Origin of the sequence: Helicobacter sp. 11-8110, assembly GCF_003288905.1 — a bacterium.
GTDB classification, from domain to species: Bacteria; Campylobacterota; Campylobacteria; order Campylobacterales; family Helicobacteraceae; genus Helicobacter_D; species Helicobacter_D colisuis.
Genome location: NZ_NHYL01000001.1, coordinates 360,443 through 386,613, shown reverse-complemented (window position 1 = coordinate 386,613; position 26,171 = coordinate 360,443). Strand labels below are relative to the sequence as shown.

At 34.0% G+C, this 26,171-nt stretch carries 26 protein-coding genes and 1 tRNA gene; 7 read left to right on the top strand and 20 right to left on the bottom strand.

The window, feature by feature from the left end; all coding sequences use genetic code 11:
- The first annotated feature begins 4 nt into the window (after nucleotides 1-4).
- Complete coding sequence (locus tag CCY98_RS01855; protein WP_112056899.1) at nucleotides 5-1,000, top strand: L,D-transpeptidase family protein; 996 nt, start codon at nucleotides 5-7, stop codon at nucleotides 998-1,000.
- Here the strand turns inward: CCY98_RS01855 and rdgB are convergent.
- A complete protein-coding gene (gene rdgB, locus CCY98_RS01850; protein WP_112056898.1) occupies nucleotides 986-1,603 on the bottom strand; it encodes an RdgB/HAM1 family non-canonical purine NTP pyrophosphatase in 618 nt (205 codons plus the stop codon). The genes CCY98_RS01855 and rdgB overlap by 15 nt on opposite strands.
- Before the next feature lie 77 nt (nucleotides 1,604-1,680).
- Between rdgB and CCY98_RS01845 the strand changes: the two genes are divergently transcribed.
- Together CCY98_RS01845 and CCY98_RS01840 are read left to right on the top strand one after the other, a co-directional pair.
- Complete coding sequence (locus CCY98_RS01845; protein ID WP_112056897.1) at nucleotides 1,681-3,042, top strand: MFS transporter; 1,362 nt, start codon at nucleotides 1,681-1,683, stop codon at nucleotides 3,040-3,042.
- Between the two features lie 8 nt (nucleotides 3,043-3,050).
- Nucleotides 3,051-3,824 carry an ATP-binding protein gene (locus CCY98_RS01840; RefSeq protein WP_112056896.1) on the top strand — a complete coding sequence of 258 codons (774 nt, stop codon included), beginning with the start codon at nucleotides 3,051-3,053 and terminating at the stop codon, nucleotides 3,822-3,824.
- A gap of 32 nt (nucleotides 3,825-3,856) precedes the next feature.
- On the opposite strand, the gene CCY98_RS01835 is transcribed toward CCY98_RS01840, so the two are convergent.
- The 4 genes from CCY98_RS01835 to gap form a co-directional block, all read right to left on the bottom strand.
- On the bottom strand, nucleotides 3,857-5,062 hold the full coding sequence (locus CCY98_RS01835) for an acetate kinase (protein WP_112056895.1): 1,206 nt from the start codon (nucleotides 5,060-5,062) through the stop codon (nucleotides 3,857-3,859).
- A gap of 9 nt (nucleotides 5,063-5,071) precedes the next feature.
- Nucleotides 5,072-6,073 (bottom strand): phosphate acetyltransferase, encoded by a 1,002-nt coding sequence (gene pta, locus CCY98_RS01830; protein WP_112056894.1) that lies wholly within the window; start codon nucleotides 6,071-6,073, stop codon nucleotides 5,072-5,074.
- Between the two features lie 86 nt (nucleotides 6,074-6,159).
- Nucleotides 6,160-7,428 carry a glucose-6-phosphate isomerase gene (locus CCY98_RS01825; RefSeq protein ID WP_112056893.1) on the bottom strand — a complete coding sequence of 423 codons (1,269 nt, stop codon included), beginning with the start codon at nucleotides 7,426-7,428 and terminating at the stop codon, nucleotides 6,160-6,162.
- Nucleotides 7,425-8,420, bottom strand: coding sequence for a type I glyceraldehyde-3-phosphate dehydrogenase (gene gap / locus CCY98_RS01820; RefSeq protein ID WP_112056892.1), 996 nt, complete (start codon nucleotides 8,418-8,420; stop codon nucleotides 7,425-7,427). The genes CCY98_RS01825 and gap overlap by 4 nt, the downstream gene beginning before the upstream one ends.
- Nucleotides 8,421-8,655: 235 nt before the next feature.
- On the opposite strand from gap, the gene CCY98_RS01815 reads away from it, so the two are divergent.
- From CCY98_RS01815 to CCY98_RS01805, 3 genes are all read left to right on the top strand, one after another.
- Nucleotides 8,656-8,946, top strand: coding sequence for an HU family DNA-binding protein (locus tag CCY98_RS01815; protein WP_112056891.1), 291 nt, complete (start codon nucleotides 8,656-8,658; stop codon nucleotides 8,944-8,946).
- 45 nt (nucleotides 8,947-8,991) lie between these two features.
- Nucleotides 8,992-9,068 (top strand) — tRNA-Arg (locus CCY98_RS01810).
- Between the two features lie 34 nt (nucleotides 9,069-9,102).
- The gene (locus CCY98_RS01805) at nucleotides 9,103-9,807 is read left to right on the top strand and encodes an SIMPL domain-containing protein (RefSeq protein ID WP_112056890.1); all 705 of its coding nucleotides are present in this window, start codon (nucleotides 9,103-9,105) and stop codon (nucleotides 9,805-9,807) included.
- On the opposite strand, the gene CCY98_RS01800 is transcribed toward CCY98_RS01805, so the two are convergent.
- The 15 genes from CCY98_RS01800 to glyS form a co-directional block, all read right to left on the bottom strand.
- Nucleotides 9,804-10,376, bottom strand: a complete 573-nt coding sequence (locus tag CCY98_RS01800) for a ComF family protein (RefSeq protein ID WP_112056889.1) — start codon at nucleotides 10,374-10,376, stop codon at nucleotides 9,804-9,806. The genes CCY98_RS01805 and CCY98_RS01800 overlap by 4 nt on opposite strands.
- Nucleotides 10,364-10,948, bottom strand: coding sequence for a dTMP kinase (tmk, locus tag CCY98_RS01795; RefSeq protein WP_112056888.1), 585 nt, complete (start codon nucleotides 10,946-10,948; stop codon nucleotides 10,364-10,366). The genes CCY98_RS01800 and tmk overlap by 13 nt, the downstream gene beginning before the upstream one ends.
- Entirely contained in the window at nucleotides 10,932-11,432 is a 501-nt protein-coding gene (gene coaD, locus CCY98_RS01790; RefSeq protein ID WP_112056887.1) for a pantetheine-phosphate adenylyltransferase, read from the bottom strand. The genes tmk and coaD overlap by 17 nt, the downstream gene beginning before the upstream one ends.
- A complete protein-coding gene (gene pyrC / locus CCY98_RS01785; protein ID WP_112056886.1) occupies nucleotides 11,433-12,437 on the bottom strand; it encodes a dihydroorotase in 1,005 nt (334 codons plus the stop codon).
- 2 nt (nucleotides 12,438-12,439) lie between these two features.
- Nucleotides 12,440-13,804 (bottom strand): phosphomannomutase/phosphoglucomutase, encoded by a 1,365-nt coding sequence (locus tag CCY98_RS01780; RefSeq protein ID WP_112056885.1) that lies wholly within the window; start codon nucleotides 13,802-13,804, stop codon nucleotides 12,440-12,442.
- Between the two features lie 8 nt (nucleotides 13,805-13,812).
- Nucleotides 13,813-15,036 (bottom strand): aminofutalosine deaminase family hydrolase, encoded by a 1,224-nt coding sequence (locus CCY98_RS01775; protein ID WP_112056884.1) that lies wholly within the window; start codon nucleotides 15,034-15,036, stop codon nucleotides 13,813-13,815.
- Complete coding sequence (locus CCY98_RS01770) at nucleotides 15,036-15,893, bottom strand: mechanosensitive ion channel domain-containing protein (protein ID WP_112056883.1); 858 nt, start codon at nucleotides 15,891-15,893, stop codon at nucleotides 15,036-15,038. The genes CCY98_RS01775 and CCY98_RS01770 overlap by 1 nt, the downstream gene beginning before the upstream one ends.
- Nucleotides 15,893-17,104, bottom strand: coding sequence for an amidohydrolase family protein (locus CCY98_RS01765; RefSeq protein WP_112056882.1), 1,212 nt, complete (start codon nucleotides 17,102-17,104; stop codon nucleotides 15,893-15,895). The genes CCY98_RS01770 and CCY98_RS01765 overlap by 1 nt, the downstream gene beginning before the upstream one ends.
- A gap of 68 nt (nucleotides 17,105-17,172) precedes the next feature.
- Nucleotides 17,173-18,249, bottom strand: coding sequence for a glycosyltransferase family 9 protein (locus CCY98_RS01760; protein WP_112056881.1), 1,077 nt, complete (start codon nucleotides 18,247-18,249; stop codon nucleotides 17,173-17,175).
- The gene (locus CCY98_RS01755) at nucleotides 18,246-19,154 is read right to left on the bottom strand and encodes a lipid A biosynthesis lauroyl acyltransferase (protein ID WP_112056880.1); all 909 of its coding nucleotides are present in this window, start codon (nucleotides 19,152-19,154) and stop codon (nucleotides 18,246-18,248) included. The genes CCY98_RS01760 and CCY98_RS01755 overlap by 4 nt, the downstream gene beginning before the upstream one ends.
- Nucleotides 19,151-20,152 (bottom strand): lipopolysaccharide heptosyltransferase I, encoded by a 1,002-nt coding sequence (gene waaC, locus CCY98_RS01750; protein ID WP_112056879.1) that lies wholly within the window; start codon nucleotides 20,150-20,152, stop codon nucleotides 19,151-19,153. Before waaC ends, CCY98_RS01755 begins: the two co-directional genes overlap by 4 nt.
- A complete protein-coding gene (locus tag CCY98_RS01745) occupies nucleotides 20,146-21,603 on the bottom strand; it encodes a Ppx/GppA phosphatase family protein (protein WP_112056878.1) in 1,458 nt (485 codons plus the stop codon). Before CCY98_RS01745 ends, waaC begins: the two co-directional genes overlap by 7 nt.
- Nucleotides 21,603-21,854 (bottom strand): YfhL family 4Fe-4S dicluster ferredoxin, encoded by a 252-nt coding sequence (locus tag CCY98_RS01740; protein WP_112056877.1) that lies wholly within the window; start codon nucleotides 21,852-21,854, stop codon nucleotides 21,603-21,605. Before CCY98_RS01740 ends, CCY98_RS01745 begins: the two co-directional genes overlap by 1 nt.
- Nucleotides 21,855-21,937: 83 nt before the next feature.
- A complete protein-coding gene (locus CCY98_RS01735) occupies nucleotides 21,938-22,558 on the bottom strand; it encodes a hypothetical protein (protein WP_181566521.1) in 621 nt (206 codons plus the stop codon).
- A 9-nt stretch (nucleotides 22,559-22,567) separates the two neighbouring features.
- Entirely contained in the window at nucleotides 22,568-24,610 is a 2,043-nt protein-coding gene (gene glyS, locus CCY98_RS01730; protein WP_112056875.1) for a glycine--tRNA ligase subunit beta, read from the bottom strand.
- A gap of 136 nt (nucleotides 24,611-24,746) precedes the next feature.
- Between glyS and CCY98_RS01725 the strand changes: the two genes are divergently transcribed.
- Nucleotides 24,747-26,069 (top strand): ATP-binding protein, encoded by a 1,323-nt coding sequence (locus CCY98_RS01725; RefSeq protein ID WP_112056874.1) that lies wholly within the window; start codon nucleotides 24,747-24,749, stop codon nucleotides 26,067-26,069.
- Nucleotides 26,070-26,171: the final 102 nt, after the last annotated feature.

Below are 26,171 nucleotides of genomic sequence, written 5' to 3'. Positions count from 1 at the left end.
GAAAATGAAAGTTATATGGTTATTGTTAATAGCGGTTTTGAGTTATGCTAATGAGTATGAGTGGATTGGGCTTTATAGAGAAAAAGGAGTGGAAGCACTAGAAAAAAAGATTGATGAGATTTTACAAACACGAGATTATTGGAAAGAAATGCTTAAAAACCAAGATACGCGCTTTGGTTATTATGAGAATTTAAAATATCTTTTTATTGCTTCAAAAGATGCGCCAAAGCTAGAATCTCCAAAACTAAAACTTTATGTTTTGGAAAATGGCAAGTGGGCGGAGAGACTAAATGCAAATAGTTTGGTTGGATCTAAAGGCGGAAATAAACAAAAAGAGGGAGATTTGGCAACGCCTATTGGGGTTTATACGCTAGAGCAAAGATTAGTTGGTTTAAATCAATATTATGGACCTTTGGCTTTGACAACTTCTTATCCTAACCTTTATGATAGATTGCAAAAACGCACAGGTTATGGAATTTGGATTCATGGAATGCCACTTAATGGAAACAGAGAAGAGCTTAATACACGCGGTTGTATTGCTATTGAGAATAATCTTTTAAAAGAAGTGGATCAAATTGTTAATCATCGCGATTCTTTGTTAATTACTTTTGCTAATGAAATTAAAGAAGCCAAAAAAGAGGACTTAGAGATTATTTTATCAGATTTATTTCAGTGGAAAGAAGCTTGGAAAAATAATGCCATTGATGAGTATCTTTCTTTTTATGGTGAAGATTTTATTCGCTATGATGGGCAACAATACAATGCATTTGCTGCAGTGAAGCGACAAATTTTTAATAAGAGAGAGGAGAAAAATATACAATTTAGTAAAATTAATATCTCGCCTTATCCTAACGAAGAGGGTAAGAATCTCTTTAAAATCAGCTATCATCAAGACTACAAAGCTTATTTAAATGGAAAGCTTAATTATTCTTCAAATGGAGACAAGGAGCTTTATATCGAGCTAAAAAAAGGGAAAATGCAAATTTTAGCCGAAAAGTAAGGATTTTAGAATAAATTCCGCTCTTTTTAGAGCGATGGTGCGGTGCGAAATTGAATTTTTTTCTTCATCGCTAAGTTCTGCTAAGGTTTGATTAAAGCCTTTGGGGATAAACATAGGATCATAGCCAAACCCATTTTTGCCTCGTTTATGCGCAATCACATCGCCATACATAAATCCATGAGTGCTAAAGTCTCCGTAAAAATGGCTAATTCCAATACTTGCACAATAATAAGCACTTGAAGTTTGATTGGGAAGTTTGGCAACTTCTGTTAAAAGTTTTTCTAAATTGGCTTGAGAATCTCCTCCGCTATATCGAGCACTATAGATTCCTGGCTTACCACCAAGTGCATCCACACAGATTCCGCTATCATCAGAGAGAATAATATCGTTTTGTGTTAAGAGATTCTTTTCTTTGAGGGCGTTAAAAACACTTTTGGATTTAATAAGCGCGTTTTCTTGGAAAGTTTGCCCATTTTCTTCTATCTCAAAGGGAGAGATAAGTGCATCCCAAGCAAGAATCTCTAGGTTGTCTTTTAAGTTTTGATAAATTGCCTGAATTTCTTTGATTTTATCTTGATTAGAGGTGGCTAAAATTAGTCGCATTGTATTGCCTTATTTATGGTATTTTAGGTAGAATTAGCTTTCTGTTTTTGTAATTTTAGCAAAAAAATGGAGAATCTATGAAAGAGCATTCTTTAATAAAACAAACAATACCTTTAAGTATTATTTTGGCAGGACGATTTTTTGGTTTATTTGTTGTTATGCCACTTTTATCCTTATATGCCCTCTCTTTAGAGGGAATGAATCCTACTTTGGTGGGCATTGCTATAGGTGGCTATGCGCTTACTCAAGTCTTATTTCAAATACCTTTTGGTTTTTTGAGTGATAAATTTGGGCGCAAAAGTATTATTGCTCTTGGATTACTGATTTTTGTTTTAGGTTCTATTGTTTGTGCGATGAGTGATAATATTTATATGCTTATTGTAGGGAGATTCTTGCAAGGAGCAGGAGCGATTGGAGGAGTAGTAAGTGCGATGATTGCAGATTTGGTGCGTGAAGAAAAACGCACTAAAGCTATGGCATTAATGGGCGCTACTATTTCTCTTAGTTTTACAGCCGCTTTGATTTTAGGTCCTATTTTGGGGGCTTATTTTGGTGTATCAAGTTTGTTTTGGATTACGGCTGTTTTGGGAGTTTTGAGCTTAGGAATCTTGATTTTATTTGTGCCAGAAGCCCCCAAGATTCATTATAGTTTTATCTCAAGTTCAGATAATTATATGACAATTTTAAAAAATAAGAATCTACAAATTATGAATATCACCAACTTTTTACAAAAAAGTTTTATGACTTTAGCGTTTTTAATTATTCCCATTGCACTAACTAAAGGCTTTGAAATGCCTAAAGAAGATTTATATCAAGTTTATATTCCAGCTAGTCTTTTGGGGTTTTTTGCGATGATTCCAGCAGCTATTTTTGCAGAAAAAAAGGGCAAGTTTAAAAATGTTTTGGTGCTTGGAATCTTGCTTTTTATGTTGGCATATCTTTTAATGCTTAGTCAAAATATTTGGCTGTTTGTTGTTGGGGTTTTAATATTTTTTATTGGGTTTTCAGTGCATGAGCCCGTTATGCAGAGTCTTGCTAGTCGCTATTGTAAAGCGCATCAAAAAGGTAGTGCCTTAGGAATTTTTACTTCTTTTGGATATTTTGGTTCTTTTATTGGTGCGCTTATTGGCGGGCTATTGTATGAGTATTTTGGTATGTTTGCTATTAGTGTTTTTGTGGTTTTAGTTTCGTTTTTGTGGATTTTACTTTTGGTGTTTTTGGCTAGTCCAACTTCCCAGAAAAATTTCTATTTACCTTTGAGGGAAAGTGTTAAAAATGAAGATTTGGAGATTTTAGTAGAACTTAAGGGAGTTTTGGAATGGTTTATTAATCAAAATGAAAAAGTAGCAGTCATCAAATATGATAAAAACTTAATTTTAGAGCAAGAAATTAAAGAATTTATCGCTACAAATCTTCAAGAAAAAATTAAAGAAAATTAAGAGTAGAAATGGAAAATAAGATTGAAATTAGTAAAAAAATTCTTAAGATTACAGGTAGCACAAATGCTGAATTTGGCTTAATAAAAGAGGGTGATAGAGTTTTATTGGGTTTGAGTGGCGGAAAAGATTCGATACTTTTAGCAACCCTATTAGCAAGATTAAAAAAATATGCTCCCTTTGATTTTGAGTTTAAGGCACTCACGGTGGATTATGGCAGAGGGGGGGAATATGAATATATTTTTGAATATTGCGAAAAATTAGGGATTCCCTATGAGCTTTATCGCACAGATATTTATAAAATTTTAGAAGAAAATCGCCGAGAGGGTAGTGTGTATTGTAGCTTTTGTTCGCGTATGCGAAGAGGGGCTTTGTATTCTAAGGCTTTGGAGGGAGGATTTAATAAAATTGCTTTAGCCCACCATTTAGATGATGCAGTAGAGAGTTTTATGATGAATCTGACTTATAATGGTGCTTTGCGCTCTATGCCACCTATTTATAAGGCACAAAATGGTTTGTATGTGATTCGTCCATTAATTTTTGTAAGAGAAAGGCAGATTATTGACTTTATTGCCAAAAACAATATTTATATTGCTCCAGATTGCAATTGTCCTATTATGTGGCAAAGTGATGATAAACGCCCTTATGCAAGAGAAAAAACAAAGCAAATGCTAAAAGAAATGGAAGAAGCTAATCCAGATTTTTTCACTTCTTTAAAAGTAGCGTTAGGAAATGTGCATCTTAATAGTTTGTTTGATAAAAAATATTTAGATAAGCAGGATTGAGAGCAAATTCCACCAAAAGAGGTGGAATGAGATTATTTCATTTTGGACACGAGCGCTTTGGTATCGCGTGCTATCATTAGTTCTTCATTGGTAGGGATTACACATACTTTGACTTTAGAATCAGGGGTAGAGATGATTCCCTCAACACCAACGGTTGCAAGATTTGCTTCTTCATCTAAGGTGATTCCTAAGAATTGTAAGTGGGAAACGATTTTACCGCGAATAAATTTTGCATTTTCTCCCACTCCAGCACAAAAGGCAATAGCATCAACTCCAGTTAGCGCAGCAGTATAAGATCCAATGTATTTTGCCACTCTATAAGCAAAGACTTCTCTAGCAAAACGGGCTTTTAAATCTCCATTTTCATCAGCTGCCAACAAATCTCTAAAATCGCTTGAAAGCCCAGAGATTCCAAGAACACCAGATTTTTTATTTAAAATATTCATAATTTCTTTTGTGCTTAAATTTTCTTTTTGGGCGATATAATCAATAACTGCAGGATCAAGATCTCCACTTCTTGTTCCCATAACTAAGCCTTCAAGCGGAGTTAATCCCATACTTGTATCAATGCTTTTTCCATTTTCTATAGCACAAATACTAGATCCATTACCTAAATGACAGGTGATAATTTTGGAATTTTCAAGTGGGATTTTTAAAAATTCTGCAGTGCGTTTAGAGACATAGCTATGACTAGTGCCGTGGAATCCATAGCGACGAACTTTGTATTTTTCATAGTATTCATAAGGAAGTCCATAGATAAAAGCCTTTGGTGGCATAGTTTGGTGAAATGCTGTGTCAAAGACTGCAACCATTGGAGTGCTTGGCATTAAAGCTTGACAAGCGCGGATTCCCAATAAATGTGCGGGATTGTGCAAAGGTGCAAGATCGGCGCATTCTTTAATGTGTGAAATCACTTCATCAGTAATAATAGCTGAATGTGTGAAGTGTTCTCCGCCATGCACGATTCTATGCCCTACTGCTTTGATTTCATCTAAAGAGCTAATAATGCCTGTTTTAGGATTGGTAAGTGCTTCTAACACGAGCTTTATTGCGACTTCATGGTCTTTCATTTCAGTATTTTGAATAGATTTTTCACCGCCTTGTGGCTTATAAGTAAATTGCCCTCCACTAATACCGATTCTATCGCAGATTCCAGCTGCCAAAACAGCTTCTGTATCAGTATTGATAAGTTGATATTTAAGAGAAGAGCTTCCACAATTAATAACTAAAATATCCATATTTTCCTCCTAATTTTGTTGTGCTTGGAGTGCTGTGATAGCAACAACTCCAACAATGTCATCACTGCTGCAACCTCTTGAGAGATCATTCACAGGCGCAGCAATCCCTTGTGTGATTGGTCCATAAGCTTCAGCTTTGGCTAGTCTTTGTGTGAGTTTATAACCAATATTTCCTGAATCCAAGTCAGGGAAAACTAAAACATTAGCATATCCTGCGATTTTGCTTTCAGGAGCCTTTGATTTACCAACACTTGGCACAATGGCTGCATCAAGCTGAAATTCTCCATCAATGGCAATTTGTGGAGCAAGACTTTGGGCGAGTTTAGTGGCTTCTATGACTTTATCAACATCGAGATGTTTAGCACTTCCTTTGGTTGAGTGAGAAAGCATTGCTACAATGGGTTCTTTACCCACAAGAGATTGAAAGCTTTTGGCTGAATCAATAGCAATTGAGGCGAGTTCTTGAGCATTTGGATTTTGCACTAAACCACTATCAGCAAAAATAAAAATTCCTTTTTCACCATAATCACAATTGGGAACTACCATTAAAAAGAAAGCAGAGACAAGCTTGGAATCTTTTTTTGTCCCCAAAATCTGCAAACTTGCACGCAACACATCAGCAGTAGAGTTAATAGCTCCTGCTACCATTCCATCTGCTTTTTGGGATTTGACCAAAGCCACTCCAAAATAAAGTGGATTTTCTAAAAGCAACGCTCTAGCAGATTTTTCACTCAAACCTTTATGTCCTCGAAGCTTAACAAATAGCTCCACATAGTTTTCTAGTTCATCACAGGAAACGGGATTGATAAAAGTTGCCGCATCTAAATTCAAATTGGCTTTTGCTGCTTCTGCCTTGAGAGTAGCTTCATCTCCCAACAAAATGAGATTTGCAATTTTTTCTTTCAAAACTTTATGAGCAGCTTCAAGAGTGCGTATGTCGTTAGTTTCAGGTAGGACAATAGTTTTTTGATTTGCCTTTGCCTTTTCTTTAATTGTTTCAATAAAGCCCATTTATACTCCTTTTTGTCTATTTATGGATATTTTAAATTTTTTTTGTGAAAAAGAGTATAAATAAAAGAAAAAAAGTGAAGAAAAATTTAAATATGTGTAAATTTTTCTCTCAATATTTTTTTTCCAAATTCAACACCTGGTTGATTATATGTATCAATTTGTAGCAATGCTCCCACGCAAGAAGTAAGTAATTCATAATAAAAAATAAGCTCACCCACGCTTTCTTCACATAAAATATCTAGAGTAATAGAATCAGTGGGGACATTTTCTGCAATAATGCTTTCTTTGGTGGAAATGCATTGTAATTGCAAGAGTTTATTAAAGGAGGTGCCATTGACAAAATCTGTTGATTCTAAACCCTTTAGTTTAATATTAGGGATATAAAGTGGCTTTTGAGAAAATTTTTCAACACTCAAAAAAGTAACACTTTTGTTTTGCGGACCTTGCATAATAAGCTGCAAAAAGGAATGTTGATCAATGCTGCCAATAAGGGCAATGGGAGTTAAACCCCTTTTTTGCCCTGTGTAATCTAGCTTTCCTAAAGATTCTCCCCAAAGCTGCACATACCAAGCATTAAAATGTCTAAAAACACTGCTGTAAGAAAAAAGCACATTAATGGGGTAGTTTGTTTCGCAATGAGCTAGAAATGCTGCTTTTTTTAGAATCTCATTAGTGGGGTTTTTAAAGAAATATTGACTCATATTTTGTGCACCTTTAAGAAGGCTTTGGAGATTGTAGCCTAAGATACCAAGTGGGAGCAATCCTGTGGTGCTTAATACAGAGAAACGACCACCAATATTTGGCTTTATGGTGAAGTTTTGTATTTTTTGTTCCTTGCTCCAATGAAAAAGTGGAGAATCTTCATCACTGATTGTTAAGAGGTGATTTTTTCTCTTAGAATCTAAGAGATTGAAATGTTTTAAAACATATTTAAAAAGGGAAGTGGTTTCAATAGTTAATCCAGACTTTGAAATTACAATAAATAATGTTTCTTCCCATTTGATGCGTTGAAGCTCTTTGTTAATTACAATAGGATCAGTGTGCTCTAAAAAGCGTAATTTAAGCCTTCTGCGATTGTGTTGGTGTGAAAGTAGAGCGTCAATGGCTTTTGTGCCAAGAGAACTACCGCCAATACCTATAATCACGAGATTTTTAAGATTATCCAAAAAGCAGTGATATTCTCTAAGATAGGTAAAAATATCTGAATTTTCTTGGAAGGGCAAGTGGTAATATCCGCTTACCCCATTCTCTTTTTCTGCTTGAATCTTTTCAAAGCAAGATTGCAAGGATTCTTTAGATAAAAAGCTAGAATCATAGTTTGGGGAGCTTTGGTAGGTATTTTCTAAATGAATCATAGAGATTGCCCAACAAAATGCACCATATCTACTAAGCGCGTGGAATAACCCCATTCATTGTCATACCAAGCAACAATTTTTACTTGATTTTCATTGACAATAGTGGTGCAATCAGGAATAAAAATCGCGCTATAAGGAGATCCGATAAAATCACCCGAAACAAGTTTTTCTTCATCAACAAAAATCAAATCTTTCATTGATTCTTGAGAGGCTTTTTTGAAAGTTTCATTAATGATTTCTTTAGTGGCAGATTTTTCTATCACACAAGTTAAATCAACCAAGCTTACATCAGGGGTTGGGACGCGAACTGCAAAGCCATTGAGTTTGCCTTTAAGCTCTGGCATGACAAGTCCAATAGCCTTTGCAGCCCCAGTGGAGGTTGGAATCATATTAAGCGCAGCGGCTCTTGCACGACGCAAATCTTTGTGCTTTGAATCAAGTAAGTTTTGATCGTTGGTGTAGCTATGGATAGTTGTCATTAAACCACTTAGAATCTTGAAATTTTCGTGTAAGACTTTGGTGAGTGGTGCTAGGGCATTTGTGGTGCAACTAGCATTAGAAATAACAGGCTCATTAGCATAACTTAGATGATTAACCCCATAAACAAAAGTTGGAGTATCAGTAGCTGGTGCTGAAATAACAACGCGCTTAATACCATCATAGAGATGTAGTGAAGCTTTAGAAACATCATTAAAAGCCCCTGTGCATTCTATAACAATTTCAGCGCCGTATTGACCAAAATGTGTTTCTTGAATATTTCTTGTGCTAATGATTTGGATATTTTTTTGTTTGCCAATACAAATTTGATTTTCGCTAATCTTAGTAATTTCGCTACTTTGATGGACAGAATCGTATTTTAAAAGGTGGATTAAAGTATCAATGGACATAGTGGTGTTAATGGCTACTAGCTCCAAATCATCGCGTTGTCCAAGAATCTTGCAAACACACAATCCAATTCTCCCTGTCCCATTCACTGCTACTTTAATTGACATAATCTCTCCTATTTAAATTATTGTTAATTTTTTGTGCTAGATTCTATTCAAAAAAAGCTTAATAAACTCCATTTTATAATGATTTTAATATAAGAAGTTTGCTTTATTGGATAAGAATGATTAAAAATAGCTGTAAAATACGCGCAAAAAAGTTCATTTTTCTGCTAAAAGCCTTGCAAAGCTAATAATTTATGCTACAATAATGGCGTTTAAAATAAAAATATGGAGGTTCTAAATGAACAAATCTGAATTTGTTGACTTGGTAAAAGAAGTTGGTGAGTATGAAACAAAAAAAGATGCTGAAAAAGCAATCAGTGCTTTTACTGCTGCAATTGAAAAAGCACTCTCAAAAAAAGATGGAAGTGTTGAGCTTGTAGGTTTTGGTAAATTTGAAACTGTGCTTCAAAAAGGTAAAGAGGGAACCGTTCCTGGAACAACTAAGAAATATAAAACAAAAGATAAATTTGTTCCAAAATTTAAAGCTGGAAAAGGTTTCAAAGACGCTGTTGCAGCTGCAAAAAAATAACTTCTGCTTTGCTTCTCCCCTTTTTTTGGGGTTTTTTATTTTTAAGTCCTCGTAGCTCAGCTGGATAGAGCACACGATTCCTAATCGTGAGGCCATGCGTTCGAATCGCATCGTGGACACCACTTCAGTTAGATTAGAAAAATTTAAGGATTATCTATGAGTAAAACAAGTGCAATTATTTTGGGAATATTTTTTGTTATTTGTAGCGCTATTGTTAGCTTTGGGGTTAGTAAGGCTATTGTAGATATTAAATCAAAAGAGAGGAGTGTTGTTGTTAAGGGTTTGAGCGAAAGAGAGGTTTTAGCGGATGTGATGATTTTTCCTATCAATTTTACGCGTGCAAGTAGTGATTTGAATGTTTTGTATCAAGAATTAGAAAATGATTCTAAAAGAATCATAGAGTTTTTACAAAAAATAGGCATTCAAGCACAGGAAATTAGAATAGAAGCACCAAGAATCACCGATAAAGTAGGGAGTGCTTATGGTGAATCACAAAGCATAGTTTATCGCTATTCAGGTGAGGGTAGGGTTTTGGTTTATACTAATAAGATTGATTTAGGTAGAAAAGCTTTAGAAAAACTTACAGAACTTGGCAAAGAGGGCACAGTGGTTAGAGTGGAAGATTATGAAATCGAATATCTTTATACCAAGCTTAATGAAGTGAAACCAGAAATGGTTGAAGAAGCAACTTTTAATGCAAGAGAAGTGGCACAGAAGTTTGCACAAGATTCTCAAAGCACATTAGGTAAAATCAAAAAGGCTTCGCAAGGGCAATTTAGTGTATTAAACCGCGATAGAAATACATCTCATATTAAAAAAGTGCGTGTAGTTTCTACAATTGAATATTATTTAAAAGACTAATATTTTGCATCGCTTAAAACAAAAGCCATAAGCACTTCTGCACCTTTCTCTGCTAGAAGCTTTTGGGCTTCTTTGAGTGTTAATCCTGTGGTGATGAGATCATCAAATAAAATAATTTTTTTGTGTGTAATGTTGCGCATTAAATAAAAATTGCGTGGATTATTTTGGCGAAATTTCAAATCTTTTCCTGCATAAGAAACAGAATTTTGAGCTAATAGCGTGTGATACAGCGGGATAATACCTAGTTTTTTGAAATGTTTAAGAAAGATGGCATTGTGTGCATAGCCTTGTTTGCTAATTTTATCATCAATTCCTATTCCATAAGCTTTTAGTGGAGATTTTAGTGTTTGTTTTAAAAATAAACAAGCCTTTTTGGATAATAAGTGATAAATTTTGCTTCCGATAATTTGGTATTTAGCATGCAAGAGAAATTGGATTTCTTGGTAATCATAAAAGCTATAAACTTTAAAATTTCCTAAGTCTCTTACTCTAGGTTGAATTGTGATTGTTTGAAAACAAGGATTGCAGAGGGTTTTAAAGGTAAAATTTCCACAAATTAAACAACGCAATTTTCTTTGCCTATGAAATCAATTATTTCTGTTGTAATGGAATCTTTAGGTAAATTAGCATCGATAATGTGGTGTTCTAAAGATAGTTTTTGAGTGATGGATTTTATCCTCTCTTGCAAAGATAGAAGGTATTCTAAGCCCCTTTGCTCGATTTTATCATTTCCTTTGGAATTTAAGCGTTTTTGCAAATCATCCTTTTGTAATTCCAGAATAATAACTTTATTAGGCAAGATTCCTTGAGTGGCAAAGAGATTAAAGGCTTTAAGTGTATCAAAGTTAAAGTCTCTTGCATATGCCATTCCAGAAATTAAACTCCTATCAGAAATAATAAGATTATTGGCGTGAGATTTTAAAATCTCATTTGCGTGTTGCGCTCTATCAGCAAGAAAAAGTAGCATTTCAGCTCTACTATCTAATTGTATCGAATCTTGTAATAAAATTTCCCTTAGCTTTGCTCCAAGATTGGTCGCGCCAGGCTCAAAAGTAAAAATAGCTTTTTTTAAAAAAAACTTAAGTGCTTGAATCTGAGTGCTTTTTCCACTTGTATCAATTCCTTCAATGGCAACATACATGGTGATTCCTTATAAAGTTATTAACACTTTTTGGCACGAGATGAGAAATATCTCCATTGTGAAGCAGGATAGAACGCACAACACTTGAGCTAATAAAAGCGTTTTGCAAGGAGGGCATGAGATAAATTGTTTCTAATTTCTTATTAAGGGAGGCATTGGCATAGCCCATTTGCAACTCGTATTCAAAATCGCTAACAGCTCTAAGTCCTCTAATAAGGATATTTGATTCTTGTTCTTTGGCAAAATCCGCAACAAGATTGTTAAAACCCTTAACATCAAGTGCACATGCAGTTTCTTCTAGCTCACTAATGGCAAACAAAACCATTTCTATGCGCTCTTTTTGTGTAAAAAGGGGCTTTTTACTATCGCTTTTTGCAACCGCGATGGTTAAGCCATCAAAGAGCTTACAAGCCCTTTGAATAACATCTAAATGCCCATTGGTAATTGGATCAAAAGTGCCAGGATAGATTGCAATTTTTGCCATTTAAGCTAAACTCCATTCTAAAGTATTTCCTGCAAACATAGGCACAATGCCATTTATCTCTTCGGTAACTTGCATAGGTTTTTTAACAAGGGTGATTTTTTTGTTAGTGCGCACTAGATTGTAGATTTTACTAGCATTAAGACTAACAAAAGATTCTAAGTTTTCTAGTGCATTGTGTGTATCAAAAGTCTGTGCAAGAGCAGGAAGCAAGATAGGAGCGCTAAAAATTCCTGCAGCCCCTTTTTTGCTTTCTTTATTGATTCTAAGGTGGGGGGCTGAATCGCTTCCAAAAGAGAATTTTTTATGCGCATTAAGTGCAACTTGAAGTAGCGATTCTTGATCTTTTTTAGTTTTTAAAATAGGTTTGCAAAAATAATGTGGATTTAGCATACCCCCAATTACATCATCTAAGTTAAGTAAAATATGGTGCAAAGTAAGCGTAGCAAAAAGATTTTCGTATTTTTCTACAAGGGCAATTGAGCGCCTATCGCTAAGGTGCTCAAAAATAATTTTGAGTTTTGGGAAATTGGTTGCAAGGTATTCAAAAATAGAATGAAACTCCACCTCTCGCTCTAGCACAAATCCATTGCTTTCTCCGTGGATACTTAGAATCATTCCCATTTCTTGTGCTATTTCTAAGATTTCTAGAATTTTTGGGCTTAGAATCTCACTTACGCCATTTTCGCTTCCAGTGGTTGATCCCTTTGGGTAGAGCTTGAGAATAAAGATTCCGTTATCCTTGGCAATTTGTAATTCTTCTTTGCTAAGGTTTTCATTAAGATATAGAGACATTAAAGGTTCAAAATCTTTTGATTGTGAAGCTTGTAAAATTCTTTGTTTGTATGCCAAAGCAGATTTAACTTCTAAAATAGGCGGATTGAGATTTGGCATGACAAGTGCGGAGCTAAAGCAACAAGCTGTGTATTCTATGACATTTTGCAACATTTCTCCATCTCGCAAATGCAAATGCATATCAAAGGGAGATTGCAAGGTGATTGTATCCATTATTAATCCTTTTTAAGTAATCCCAAAAGGGCATTTTGGTAAGTTTCTTTTGCAAGATTGGTTTTGGCTTCAAAGCGCGTTACTAGCACGGGTGTTGTATTACTTGCTCTAATTAACCCCCAACCATCTTTAAAAATCACTCTTAATCCATCAATATCAATAATTTCTATAATTTCTGGAAAATCCTTGGGAGGATTTTTGAGTGTTTCTTTGAGCTCTTGAATGATTTGAAATTTTCTTTCTTCGGTGGTTGGGATTTTTATTTCATCGGTGGAATAGAGTTTTGGGAGTGTTTGAAGAATTTTATCAAACTCTAACCCATCTTCTTTAATAAGCTCTAAGACACGCAAAGCTGCATAGGTTGCATCATCAAAGCCAAAGTATCGATCATTAAAGAAAATATGTCCGCTTACTTCAAAGGCAAGGTGAGCATTTGTTTCTTTAAGTTTGATTTTAAGGTTACTATGCCCTGTTTTATACATAATTGCTTGTCCGATTTTATTGATAGATTCAAACATATTTAAAGAGCATTTAACTTCTCCAATGATGATAGGATTTGGGATTTTTTGTGCAAAAATAATTGCTAATTCATCGCCCTTATAAACTTTATCACCCTTGATGAGTGCCAATCTATCGCCATCTCCATCAAAGGCAAAACCAATTCCACCCTTTTTTGCTACTAATTTTTTAAGGTCCTCTAAATTTTTCTCTTCACTTGGATCTGGGTGATGGTTTGGAAAAGTTCCATCAGGATTAAGATATAAACCTTCAAAGTTGAGTTCTAGTCTTTTTAGAATCTCAGCAATCCCAACAGCTGCAATTCCATTTCCGCAATCTAGGTTAATGGGGATATTTAAGCCTTTTAGGTGTTGAAACTCTTGAGAGAGAAAATCAATGTATTTTTCAAGTATATTGAGCTTTTGGGGTGTTTCTGTTTTGACTTTTGGGGTTTGCAGGGAGTAGAAGTCTTGTTCGAGTTTGTAAATATCTTCTCCAAAAAAAGGCTGTTTTAAGAGAGTGATTTTAAAGCCATTATATTGTGGGGGGTTATGCGAACCTGTAATCATAATGCTACCATCAAGACTTAATCCATCAAAATCAGTATAAAGTGCAAAATAGCCAACTGGCGTTGGAATCTGACCTAGGTTATAGGTTGTGATTCCACTTGCACCAATCCCGCTGCATAGCCAATTAAAAATAATGGGAGAATGCACCCTTGCATCATAGCCCACCCCTAGAGTTTTTCCTCCTCTTTTTTTAAGCTCTTTCCCCAAAAGAAAGCCAATTTTAACAACATTATCTTGAGTTAAGTCTTGATTATAAATTCCGCGAATATCATATTCTCTAAAAATGGTTAATTTTTCCATATCTCTCCTTAAATGATTTGTTTTCCGCCAATATAAAGGGCTTTAGCTTCTTTTACATAAAGTAAAAGATCAAGTGCGCTTTGGCGTTTAGTATTTAGTTTAAAAATAGCAAAATCAGGTAAAAAGCCCTTTTGGAGTGAGCCTGTTTTTATCTTTAAAGGATTGTTTTTGTGAGCATAATAAGTAACTCCTAAAAGTAGAGTTTTAGCTAATGATTCTAAATCTTCATTAGCATAAATATATAAAGCAGTGCGGAGCTCATCAAGGAGTGAGAGTGAATCATTGGAGCTTTTACCGTCGGTAGCAAAAATAGGATTAATTCCAAGTTTTTTACAAAGATTTAAATCTAATACTTTGTTGTTTAAAAGACGATTTGATTTCACACAAGAAATGATATGTCCTTGCATTTTAGCAATGACTTCTAATTCTTGATAGGTGGCTTCTAAGCAATGCACAAAATAAGGCTTTAGTGTTTTAAAAGATTCTAAAAATTCACTAGGAGTGTAAAAGGGTTGCATTTGAGCATTGAAAAATTTTTTAAAAAAGTTTTGAAAATATCCAGTTTTAGATTCTAGCCATTCTCTCTCTTCTTTGGATTCCAAAAAATGAATGCTTAGTGGCAGATTCTGTGTTTTTGCTAAGCTAAGGGTTTGTTTAAGCAAGGCAGGATGCACAGAATAAGGTGAATGAATGGCAAGAGCAGGAAAAAACTTTTGAGAAGCAAATTTTTTAGATTCTTCTAGCCTTGCAAGGAGATTTTGATAAAGTGCGTCTAAAATTTCAGGCTTAGAGCCAATGACTTCATTAAAATAAATTGTGCGCAAAGGACTATTAGCAAGTGCTATTAAATCATAACCATAGCTTGAAATTGCTCCTACAAAGCCCACACCACTTTTAAGCAAATTTTGGATTTCTTGCTCCATTTGTGTTTGAAGTGAATCATCCATTAAAGAATCGCGGTTTTCTATCACGCTATCAAGCCAAACTCCAAAATTCCCAAACTCCAAAATTCCCTTATTTTGACTAAACTCTAAATGCAAATGAAGGTTAGAGAGAGTCGGGGTAATAACGCAATTATGATAGTATTTTTGATATTTTGCGGGTTTGTTTTGTAGTTTTTCATATAAATCAATTTCTAAAATTTCTTTTTCATTGAAATAGATTCCGCCTTTTTTTAATGTTGTAAAGTCTTCATTGCAAAGCAATAAAGAATCAGCCCCTATTAAATACATTATTTTTTGCCTTCAAGCAAAGGTGTTTGTGTGGGATTAATATTAATATCAAGTTTGTTGTAAGGAATTTCAATGCCTTGTTGTTCAAAAATGGCTTTAACTTTTTGGGGAAGTGTAATATTGGCTTCAAAGTAGTTTTCGGTTTTAACCCAAAAACGCACGAGTAAATCTACGCTACTAGCATTTAAGGCATGCACACCAACAACGGGCATTGGATCTCCTAAAACTAGTTCATCTTGGGTAAAAATTTCCTCTAAAATTTGCTTGGCTTTGGCTAAATTGCTCCCATAATCAATCCCAAAAATCAAATCCATACGCCTTGTAGAATTGATATTGACATTAATAATAGGCGAGGAAACAAGTAAAGAATTTGGCATAATAATTACTTGATTATCGGGGGTTGTGAGTTTGGTCTCAAAGAGATTAATTGAATCAACTTTTCCTATGATAGAATTCACATTGATAGTATCGCCACGATTAAATCTTCTTAAGGTAACTAAAATGATTCCACTAGCAAGATTAGAAAGAGAATCTTTTAAAGAAAGAGCGATTGCTAAACCAGCAGTTCCTAAAACAGCGATAATGGAAGTTGTTTTTACACCAAGATTGGTTAGAGCGGTAATGAAAGTAAGTAGCAAGATTCCTGCAAAGACAACATTTTTTAAAAAAAGTCCTAGAGTCTCATCTTTGGTAGTTTTGATGATGGCTTTTTCTGTGTATTTTGAGAGAATACGCGCAATGTAATAGCCACAAACCATGATTACAATAGCACTAATTAAATAAGGGATAAAATCAATAGACCATTCTATGAATTTATCGGTTAATAAAATAATTTTTGCTTCTATTTTCTCTTGCATTAATTTTCCTTAATAACTCTTTTTCCTTTGATAAAATGTTCCTTTACTTTTCCAGAGAAAACCCAATCATAATAAGGTGATTCTATGTTGTTAATCACTTGCGATTCTTTTGGATTAAAAAGAACCAAATCCGCATAATAACCTTCCTTAAGAAGTCCATAATTATCTAATCCCATGATTTTAGCAGGATTGAGTGAAAGAATTTTGCTAAGATCTTTTAAACTCATATGCATTGTTTTAACCATTAGCGTGTAGCACATTGGTATAAAATATTCAATCATATCAATCCCAAAGGCAGCCTCATCAAAAGGCAAATCTTTTTGGGCTAGGGGTTGAGAGAATTGCAAGGAGGTAAGCAAATCAATATCCATCGTTTTTAGATAATTAACTAATTTTGAGCGAGTTTCTTCAGATTTTAAAGGGGGTTTGATTTTTGCAAGAGTGTTGTAATTATTGCAGTGATTTTCTGTTAAGATTAAATGATGGATAGAAGTTTGGATAAAAAGACTAGAATGCAGTTTTTTGATATTTTTTAGTATTTCAAGACTTCTAATTGAAGCAATGGAGTTAAAAATAGATTTAGTTCCCATAAAGCGTACTAGTTCGCTAATCATAGCTACTTCCTTAGTTTCACTAAGTTCGTTAATCCCTAAGAGTCCAAGTTTGCTACTAAGTTTTCCTTCATTCATAACACCATTGGCACTTAGTGAAACATCTTCGCATTCAAAGAATATTGGAATATCAAACATTAAGGCAAAATCACAAGCAATGCGCAAAGCATTTCCATTTTGGCTAGATTTTGCATAGATTCCCTTTGCACCTTTTTTGTGGAGAGCAGAAATGTTTTCAAAGCCATTTTGAATAAGCCCCAAAATTTGCGCTTCAAAAGAATCTTGCAAGGTATTAAGAAGTTCTATTCCAAGCTCTGCGCTAAAGGAATCTGGAAAATTAGGTGTAAGAGCTAAAAGGCTAATTCCCCCTAATGCAGCTTTATGTGAAAGATTAATGAGATTTTCTTTATTAAAGCTTTGAAGTTGCACATTTAAATCAATAGCGCTTGGCATAGCCACTAAGCCATTTGCCTCTAAAATTTCCTCAGAATCGTGAGCTATGATACTGCGATTTATTTCTATAATTTTGTCATCTTTTATGCGAATGTCACCTTTGTATTCACCATTTGCATCACAAATCATCGCCCCTTTAATCAGCATACAAATCCTTTTTGTGTTAAAAATTTACTAATTATGGCAAAAATAATAATAAAAGCGAATAAAAATATTCATTTATTGTTTAATTTTTTTTGAAATAAAGGATTTAAAAAATCCTTTAAACTTTGCAGTGCCTTTGCCTCATTAAGTTTGATTAATAAACAATCGCTTTTTTGAGAATCATCACAGCCTTCTTTGCCACAAGGAACGCATTGCAAGGTTTCTTGATAAACAAGGTGTTTGCCCATTTGTTGAATTCCATTAGAATTGGGATAAAAGTTAGATTCTAAGGCATTATCCCATGGTCCCCAAACCTTAACATAACTTGGACCAAAAAAGGCAAAAGTAGGGGTATCGTTTGCAGCAGAGAGATGCATAATGCCTGTATCAACTCCGATAAAAGCCAAAGCCTTAGAGTTTAAAAAAGTAACTTCAGCTAAGTTTAATGTCCCATCAAAGAAGAGTGGTTTGCTTTGGCAGAGTTTTAGGATATTGTGTAATTTTTTGGATTCTTTAGAGTCATTAGCAGCAGTCAAGATACAATGAGTTTGATAATTATATGTGATAAAATCAATCATTTTAGCACAAAAAGAATCGCTAAGACATTTGTAAAAACAGCGACTAAAAAGATGCAGATGAATGAAAGTTTGTGGTAGATTTTGAAGTTTTTCTGTTTTTTGTGGAGTGGGGGGGAGAACTTTTTTTGATAAAATAGGAATGTTTAGGATTTTTAAAGCTTCAAGATTGTTTTCTAAGGCGTGTTGGTATTTTTGTGTGAGTTTTAGTGTGTAGATATTTTTTGCCCAAAAGGCTTTGGGTGGGAATCCAACGCGTATTTTTGCGCCACTCCAAAATGCTAAAAAGGCACTTCTATCACCGGCAGTTAGCGAAATCACCCTATCATATTTTGCTTTTTTTATGGCTTTTAGAAGTTTTAAATCATCCTTGATTCTTTGGAGTTTATTTCGACTTCTTTTTAGAGTATGTATTGTATTTAGGTATTGCATAGAAAGAATACCTTGAGTTCCTTCATTAACAAGTATGTCTAAAGTGCAAGATTCTCCATAATGTTGCTTGAGATTATAAAAAAGTGGGGTAGTGAGTAAAACATCTCCGATATAGGCGATTTTGATAATTAAAATTTTCACTTTTTAGCCTTGTATATTTCTGGATATTGATTCTTGAATTTTTTATGAAACCACAACCATTCTTTTGGATTTTCTCTGATAATTTGCTCTAAAATATCGCTTTGAATTTGAGTGAGGTTATGAATATCGCTTTGTGCATCATCTGTTTTTTGGAATTCAATGGGGGGTAGAATCTTAATAAGAATCTTTTTGTAATCTTTGGAATAATAAGCAATAAAATGAATGATTTTTGCATCAAATTTTCTTGCAAGCAGTGAAGCAATGGGTGTATGGCGCACTTTTTTGCCAAAGAAATCCACTAACTCACCCTCTTTAGAAGTGGTGTTTTGATCGGTTACGATTCCCACTACATTATCTTTCTTAAGCGCCCTAGCAAGAGGGATTGCAGCTCCTTTTTTATCTAGGATAGTGATATTAAATTTAGAGCGAACTTTGATGAGATATTCATTGATAAGTGGATAGGGAGTCATACGCGCTACAGCAGTGATTTTGTGATTAAAATAACAAGAAAAGGCTGGAGTAGTGTATTCCCAATTCCCAAAATGAGCAGTTACAAAAACAATCTTGGTGTTAGTTTCAAGAAGCTTATGAATGATTTCAGGTTTATCAATTCTAATTGTATTTAAAATTTGGGTTTTATTGCTAACAGATAGCATAAAAAAGCTAATGCTATTATAGACTAAATTAAGATAATTGGTTTTTAAGATTTCCTTTTTTTGTGAGGGTGGGAGAGAATGATTATAGGCAAAATCAAGGTTTGTAAGAAGATCAAATTTACGCCTTCTATCAAGCAAAAAAAGGATTAGAGCGATTGTTTTGGCAAAGCCTAAGCGTAAAAAATGAGGCATATATAAGAAAAGATAACCAAGACATTTTAAAAAAGAAAACAACAGGAATCTTTTCATATTTTTCCCTTTAGGAGAGTGATTGCTAGGTTAAAAATTTCTTTTGGTGAAATCTTTTGAATGCTAAAATCTTGCTTAGCATAATTAGCATTAGGATTTGCCATAAGATAGTGATTTTGCTTGGTTTGGAGATTAAATCGGCTTGGAGGCGTGGCACCAAAGAGTGTGATAGAGGGACGCTTTAGAGCCCAAGCTAAATGAGTGATTCCAGTATCTCCACCGATAACTAAATCCATTTGCGCTACAAGAGCTTTTATGGAATCTAAGCTAAGATTGTTAAGGGCTTGAAAACTAAGCGCAGAATCAGCTATGGTGCTTTTGTGGCTTAGGAGAATGGGCGAGAGATTGGCAATATTAAAAAGCTTTGTAAGCTCTAAAAAAAGATGTTGCGGATAGGTTTTGTTGGGTTTTGAGGTTTCAAGCACCAGGAGAATCTTAGCAGAATCTTGATTGAGCTTTGGGGTTAAATTTGGATTATATCCTAAAAAAGACTTTGGATTTAGAAGTGTTTGAATATCAGGAATAGGGAGATTAAAAGCACTAAAAGCAAGTGTGGCATTGCGTAAGAGAATATGTTTTTGGTAGGGGATTTGTATGGTTTTTTTATAAAATAAAGAAGCTAGAGATTCTTTAGTGCTTTTAAAGCTAAAGCCAATGTATTGCTTGGAATCTAAAAGCTTACCGATGATAGCTGATTTAAGTAATCCTTGAAAGTCAATTACGATGTCATAAGATTCAAGCTTTAGGGTTTGATAGATAGCATAGAGAGCCTTAAGGTTTTTATTTTTTAGACTTTTTTTAAGTGGGAGTGCAATGATTTTGTTAAGATAAGGCGAATCTTGCAAGATTTCTTGAAATTCTAAATCAACATACCAATGAAATATAGGCTGATAGTGTTGAGAGAGTGTTTGGTGCAAAAGAGGTAAAACACTGGCACTATGAATAATATCTCCCATTGCAGTGAGTCGCACAAAGGCTATTTTAAGAGGTTTTAGCATAGTTCTATTTGTATTGTTTTTGGGAGTGTTAGTTTTTTGAGTTTTTCTTTTGTGAGATAAGAAACACTAGGGTGAGTGATTTGGAGAGTATGACTCCCGTTTTCTAAGAAATTAAAAGAAAAAAGCTCGGGCTGTTTGTTGTAGCTAAGAATCTCTGAAAGTCCGACAAAAAAGCTCAAAACTCGTAAGGTATCTAGGGGTGGCAAGAGATTTTTGAAAGCTAAATCTTCAGGGATTTTTTTGCCATTAAAGCGCACAAGTGTAGCGATAATTAGCCTATCTTCGTGGCTTAGCGCATAATTTAGCGCATTTAATAAAATATAATTACTATGATGATTTTTTTCATAAAAATTAAGTGCAATGCCAATATTACAGAGCTCTGCGGCAACACTAAGGTGATTTTTAAGATTTGGACTAAAGAGTTTTAAGGATTCTTGTGCTCTAAAAAGCTTTAGAGCTAATTTTTTGGTGATACTAGATTGCTGATGATTTTTAATAAATCGATCTTTGAGATTTCTCACACTTGGGTTGAAGTTATCAGGAAAGTGTTGATTATGATTGCGTAAAAGATCATTTAAAAATACACCTTCTCGCACTCCAACTCCGCTTGTTACGATAGTTTTAGCCTCAAAAAGCTCTAAAGCTAAATGAAAAATTAAAGCCCCTCCTTGAATAGAATCTAAGCGGTCTTCTTTGATATTTAAGCGCAATAAATCCTCTTGTGAGCTTGTGTAGATTGTTTTGAAAAAATGATGATAATCTTTGAAGTAATATTCAAAGCCATGGAGTGTGTCTAGCGGATAATTGATTTGTTTTTGAATGGCTTTGCTTAGTGCCCTTGCAGTTCCACCAATTCCAAAGATTCTAGCATTTTTAAAATGATTAGGAACACTTTTTAAACTCTCTAAGACAAAGTTTCTTGCACCTTTATAATCGCCTTTGTCAAAAAAGAGTTCTTTTAAGCGGATTGTCCCAAGATTAAGGGAGATTTTATCAATAATTTTGCGATTTTGTATTAATGCGCACTCAGTGCTTCCACCGCCAATATCAATGGTGATACCCTCTTTGTAAGGTAATAAATTTAAGGCAGCAATTGCCCCAAAATAAGCTTCTTTTTCCCCATTGATAACTTTAATATTAAGACCAATTTTTCTAGCTTGTTGCAAGAAAATATCTCGGTTTGGTGCATCTCTTAGGGCAGAAGTGGCAACACAAATAATTTTTCGTGCTTTATGGAGTTTGGCAATCCATAGAAAATCTCGCAAAGCATCGATAGCCCGCTGCATTGGAATTTCTTGTAAAAAGCCATTGTGTTCATAGGTGGATTCGGAGATTCTAACCTTGCTTTTAGTTTCATAAAGCAAGTGGAATCCTAAATGGCTTGTTTTTTCAAAAATAGCCATTCTTGCAGAGTTGGAACCAATATCAATGATTGCAGTAATTTTTGCCATTAATCTTCTTTGCGGATTTGAGAATGTTTGAATTTTAATTCTTCAAGTGATTCGATATTGTCAGGATCAGAGACAATCGCATCTACAGGACAAACCGATAAACAAGCAGGTTCATCATAAAAACCATAGCATTCAGTGCAAAGCTCAGGATCAATAATGTAATAAGGATCTCCCTCATCAATCGCTTCATTTGGACACTCTTCACGACAGGCATCACAAGCAATGCATTCTTCATTAATCATTAAAGACATGGACGCTCCTTAAGGAAAATTAAATCAAAGTTTTTAACCAAAAGATTCTAAAATAATGCTTAATTTTTTATTTTTTTATGTTTTTAAAGAAAAACAAAGCAAGAATCAACCCCTTTTGTTTTTTGGAATGCTTGATTGGCAAGAATGATTTTGTTATTTGGTATAAGGGGGATTAAATCAATAGAATCTTGTATGTTTAGAATCTCCACACCAGCAAAAATAGCCTTACGCAAATCTTCTTTAGTGGTTATTTTAAAAATACTTTGCAATCCAAGTTTGATGGTGAAATCATTAAGTTCTTTAAGTTCTTTTTGAGATAAAATGGCAGGATTTAAAATAATACAATCAGCGCCAAAAACTAGTGATTCTAGAATCTGATAAGAATCAACTATGGGATAATTAAAGATAAGGGGTATTTGGACATAGCGTCGGATAAAGGTTAGATTCTCTAAAGAATAAACCGAAAAACAAGAAGCTAGAGTTTCGTTGGTTTTAGCAATTTGTAAAAAATCATTGGTTAGAGGGATTTGATAGATATTTTTAGGATTGAAATCTTTGGTTTTTGTTAGGATTGTTTTAATGGGGCGTGGTTGGTATGGCGTGTAGGCTAGGCTTCTGCCTAGCCACTCTTGGGGGTAGTCTTGCTTTTTTCTATCAATTTCTTTTTTGAGTTTGGTAAGATCTAAAGAGTTAAAAAAATTCAACAACAATTCCTAAAAGCTAATTTCTTTGATGTCTGCGATTTCAAGGAAAGCTTTGTAGATTTTAGCGATAAGATTTTTACGATTGTTTTTAAAATCTTCATCAGGCGCATTAACCAAAACTTTATCAAAAAAGCGACTTAAAAGTGGATTTAATGCTAAGAGATTCTCTAATTGTTCTTGGTAATTTAAAGTTGCAGACTTTTCTTCATAAGCACAAAAAGCTTTGTAGAGTTCTATTTCTTCACTAGCTAAAAGTTTGTCAGTTTTAATAGAAAGATTAGAATCTAAATTAATCTCTTTGGTGATGTTTGCTACTCGCTTGAAAGTTTGTGTTAATAGGGTTTTATCTTGATTTTTTAGGATAGAATCTAATACAGAGAGCTTTTGATAGATTTGCAATAAATCTCTCTCTCCGGTGGCTAAAACCGCGCGAAGTAATGAAACATTAAAAGAAAGCATAGAATCTAGTCGCTCTAAAATAAAACTTTCTAATTGTTGCAAGTCAAAAGGGCGATAAAGTGGTGCAAGAAGAGAAAAAATCTTTTTGAGATTAAAAGGTAAGTTAAAATGTAAAATAATCTTAATGATTCCGATTGCTGCGCGTCTTAGGGCAAATGGATCTCTAGAGCCACTTGGGATTTTTTTGACACTAAATAATCCCAAAAGATTATCAAGTTTGTAAGCAAGGGCAACAAAAGCGCTAATAAGATTGCTTGGAAGTGGGCTTTCTTCAGAGTTTGGCAAGTATTGTTCTTTGATTGCTAAAGCGACATTGCTCTCATAACCTAAAGCATTGGCATAGTAATAACCCATAATACCTTGCAAATCGGTGAATTCATAGACCATTTCGCTCATTAAATCTGCTTTAGAAAGGCTAGAGGCTTGGTCTAGAATCTCTAAAGTAAGCCCAAAATCTTGTGAATTGAAATTTGTTTGATAAAGCGGTGCTAGTATCTTGATAATTTGTCTCTCTCTTTGGGCTTTATCCCACATTGTCCCTAATCCCTCAACAAAAGTAACCTCTTTGAGTTTTTCTGGATTTAAGCCATTTTTTAAGTCATTATGGTAGAAAAAGAGTGCATCTTCTAATCTAGCTTTTAAAACTTTAACATTGCCTTCAATGATGATTTGATTTTTTTCTGAAAGGCTATTAGAAACCATTACAAAGCCATTGTGGAGTTTTTCATTTTTGTAGGTTGCAAAATAGCGCTGATTGATTTTCATTGAAGTGATGATACAAGGTGGTGGTAACTCTAAAAAGTATTCGCTAAATTCACCAAAAAGTGCTGTTGGGTATTCAGTAATACTAACTATCTCTTCTAAAAGCCCCTCATCAATTTCAACTTTAATCCCTTTTTGGGCTTGGATAGCTTGGATTTCTTGCAAAATCTTTTCGCGTCTTTGATCTTGTTTGAGAATAATCTTGCCTTCTTGTAAGACTTGGAAGTAGTCTTCAAAACTTGCAACTTCTTTGGCATCAAAGCTGATATTACGATGAATAAAAGTCTGACTTTTAGAGTTTATGCCATAAAGATGAAGGGGGATAAGAGTGTCATTTAGTAAACAGAGAATCCAAGAAATAGGGCGTATAAAAGATTCTCTGTGATTGCTCCAACGCATACTTTTTCCAAAGTTTAGTGATTCTAAAAATTCTTGTGTAATAGTTTGGAGCAGATCTTGTGCAGGTGTTTGCGGAGATTCTTTTTTGAAATATAAGATTTCTTTACCATCTTTTATGAGAGTGGTGGCTTCTTGTTGAGTGATTCCGCATTTTTTAAAAAAACCTAGCGCAGCTTGTGTTGGTTCATCATCTTTGTAAGCGATATTTAAAGGCGGTCCAAAAAATTCAAGTGTTTGAGATTTTTGTGTAATTGGGAATTGTTTTGCAATGAGAACTAAACGCCTTGGTGTGTAGAAAAAATCAAAGTCGCATAATAAGCGATATTTTTCTAAAATTTTTGCAAATTTAGGCTTAATATTTGGAAGCTCTGTTAGAAGCGGGATTGCAGGAAGCTCTTGAGTTCCGATTTCAAGTAAAAAAGTCGTTGTCATTACAATGCCTTAAAATAAAAATGAACGGAATTTTAACAAAACTAATACAATAAAAAGCTTTAATAGCATGATTAATTGATTTTGATTTGGAATAATTTTGTTATAATCTTAGATAAAATTAAATTTGTGGATTAAAATGCTAGAGTGGAATGAAAACTATTCAATTGGAATCTTAATCTTTGGAATTTTGGTTGCGATAACTTGGCTTTTGTTATTTTTTGTTTTTAATTATAGAAAAATCTTGCAAGACAAAACAAAGCTAGAAACAACACTAACAGAAAAGCAAGAAAAAATCAAAATTTTAAGTGAAGAATTAGCTATGCAGCTTGAATATGAAGTAGCTAAGAGAATACACAGCGATCATTTATCAGAATATTTATTTGAAAATAGTTTAAATCCTATTGTGATTGCGAAATATTCCAAAGTAGAAAGGTTTGAGATTTTAAAATACAATCAAAGCGCATTAGAAATCTTAAATATAAAAGCAATGAAAGAATGTTTTTTGGAGTTATTTGGGGACTTAGAATCGCAAAATTTTGTTTTATCAAAGATTAATGAAGCATTAGAGCACAAAAAGAAACAAAATTTTAAAACTATTATAAAAAATGAGCGCAAAAATTTGCCTGTGATTGTTTCGGTTCATGCTTTTGTTTATGAAGGCAAAAAGGCATTATATTTTGCTTTTGTAGATATTTCAGAGATTGTGGAATTAGAGCAGAAATTACGCAATAGGCAGGCTATGTTGATACAAAAAAGCAAAATGGAAGAAATGGGGAAAATGCTTGGAAATATCGCGCATCAGTGGAAGCAGCCACTTAATTCACTTTATTTATTGTGCCAAAATCTTAAAGAAATGAGACAATATGGAGAGCTTGATAAAGAGAGGTTTGAGAAGTATATTAAAATTATGTCTGAACAAATTCGATTTATGTCAAAAACTATTGATGAATTTAGAGAATTTTTTAAACCATCAAAGGATATGGAGAGATTTGGGGCTTATGAGGCAATTAAGAATATTTTAGAGTTGTTTTATCAGCTTATAGACAAAAGAATTACAATAGAACTTAACATAGATGAAAAAGCGAGTATTTTGGCTAGTAAAAATGAATTTCAGCAAATTATTGTGGTGCTTTTGGATAATGCTATTGATGCGATTAAAGCAAGGTTTTTAAAAAATGAGATTGATGAGGGGAAGATTGTGATTTCTTGTGATAAAGATCAGAAAAATAAACTTTGTTTTTTAAAGATTAGAGATAATGGTGGTGGTATTAGCGAAGAGATAGGAAAGAAAATTTTTGAGAGTTATTTTACAACTAAAGAAAATGGTAGTGGGATTGGACTTGCCATGGTTTTTGTGATTTTGGAAAAAATGGGTGGCAGCATTTCTTATAGCAACTGCAAAGATGGGGTGGAGTTTCAAATCAAAATGCCTTTTGCTAGAGATGATATAAATTTGTAATGATAAAAAATATGAAGGTTTAGATTGCGATAGGAGATGAAAAAGTTTTTGAAAGTACATTTAATGAAATTAAAAAAGTAAATGGTGTATAATGCCACCTAA